Raw genomic sequence first — 1,481 nt, 5'->3', positions numbered from 1 at the left:
GGCCGGGCGGGGACGGTGCGGTCGATCAGGGCCACGCGGTGGCGGGAGGTGAGGGCGTCGAGGGCGTAGCCGCGGTAGACGGGGTCGCCGCGGCCGACGAGGATGATCAGCTTCCGGTCGCTGTCGTGCACGGAGTTTTCCTTCACGGAGTCGGGGAGAGCGGGACGGCGGTCAGGGAGTGCCGGTGACGGCGCAGGCCGAACGCGGCGATCACGGTGATGGCGGTGTGCAGCAGGGCCACGGCGATCAGCAGCGCGGGAAGCCCGGCCCGGGGAGCGGCGGCCAGCAGCAGCCCGCCCACCGGCATGGGGGCCAGCAGCACCAGCGCCATCACGGCCACCGTGGAGCCGAAGACGTGCTGGGGGATCAGCCGGGCCCGGGTGGTGCGCAGGGCGACCAGGGCGGCGCCCTCGGCCGCCGCGAGCAGCGCCATCGACGCGACGAACTGCGCGTAGGTTCCCGCCAGCGCGGCGCCGACACCGGCCGCGGCGGCGGTGAGGGAGGCGCTCAGGGCGATGGCCGGCACACCGACCCGCCCCAACCGGCGGGCGCACAGCAGGGCGGCGAGCAGGGATGCGGCGGCACCGATGCTCCACACCGCGCCGGTGGCCGCGGCCGAGCGGCCGTGGGAGGAGACGATCACGGGGACGGCCGCCTGGAGCAGCCCGGTCAGCAGGTTCATGGTGACCAGCCCGGTGAGCAACCAGCACAGGGCCGGCGCCGCCCGCAGCGCCCGGGCACCGGCGCGCAGTCCGCGTGAGCGCCGCCTGTCCCGGCCCTCCGCCCCGGCGGGGGGCGGCATCCGCACCACCGCCACCAGCAGTGCGGTGATCAGGGACAGCGCCAGGGCGGCACCCAGGCCGATCTGCCCGCCGACCACCAGCAGCACCCCGCCCACCAGGGGCCCGACCATGGCGCACGCCTGGTCGATGGCGGTCTGCACACCCTGGAACCGGGCCTGGTCCCGATGCCCCCGGCCGACCGCCGCGCCGAGCGTCTCGGTGGCCAGGTAGGCGACCTTCGCCAGGAACCCGCAGGCCACTCCCAGCACGACGATCGCGGGCGCCCCGGCCCCGGCGGCCAGTGCCGCCATTCCCCCGGTGAGCAGGATCGTCCGGGCCAGGGCGACGGCGAGCAGGACGACACGCGGACGCAGCCGATCGACGAGCGGGCCACCGAGGCCGATGGCCACGATGCGCGGGATCCACTCGGCGGCGAACGCCACACCCGCCCAGGTGGCGGAGCCGGTCAACTGGTACACCAGCACGGGCACCAGGTAGTCCACGATCGAGGTGGTCAGTCGGTCCCCGGCGCGCAGGGCGTGCACACGCCGGATCAGTTCCGGTGGCACGGATGGGGAGATGGGAGGCGTCGACGACGCGACAGCGGGCATGGCTCCTCGAAAGCGGTGGGATGGAGCGTGAAGGACTTGCCCGACGGCGACACGGGCCGGGGCGGAGAGACGGGAGTTGGGGCGGTTC

Annotated in this window: 1 protein-coding gene; it reads right to left on the bottom strand. The window is 75.3% G+C overall.

What is annotated here, in order from left to right; translation table 11 throughout:
* Window positions 1-142: 142 nt before the first annotated feature.
* Window positions 143-1,393: an MFS transporter gene (locus tag FNQ90_RS22900; protein ID WP_182608091.1), complete on the bottom strand. Its 1,251-nt coding sequence runs from the start codon at window positions 1,391-1,393 to the stop codon at window positions 143-145.
* Window positions 1,394-1,481: the final 88 nt, after the last annotated feature.

Origin of the sequence: Streptomyces alkaliphilus (assembly GCF_014141535.1) — a bacterium.
Taxonomy (GTDB): Bacteria; Actinomycetota; Actinomycetes; order Streptomycetales; family Streptomycetaceae; genus Streptomyces; species Streptomyces alkaliphilus.
This window is presented reverse-complemented; position numbering and strand designations above follow the sequence as displayed.

Bases quoted from the DNA above. Each gene is read 5' to 3' on its own strand.
- FNQ90_RS22900 (WP_182608091.1), bottom strand. From the start codon at position 1,393: ATGCCCGCTGTCGCGTCGTCGACGCCTCCCATCTCCCCATCCGTGCCA.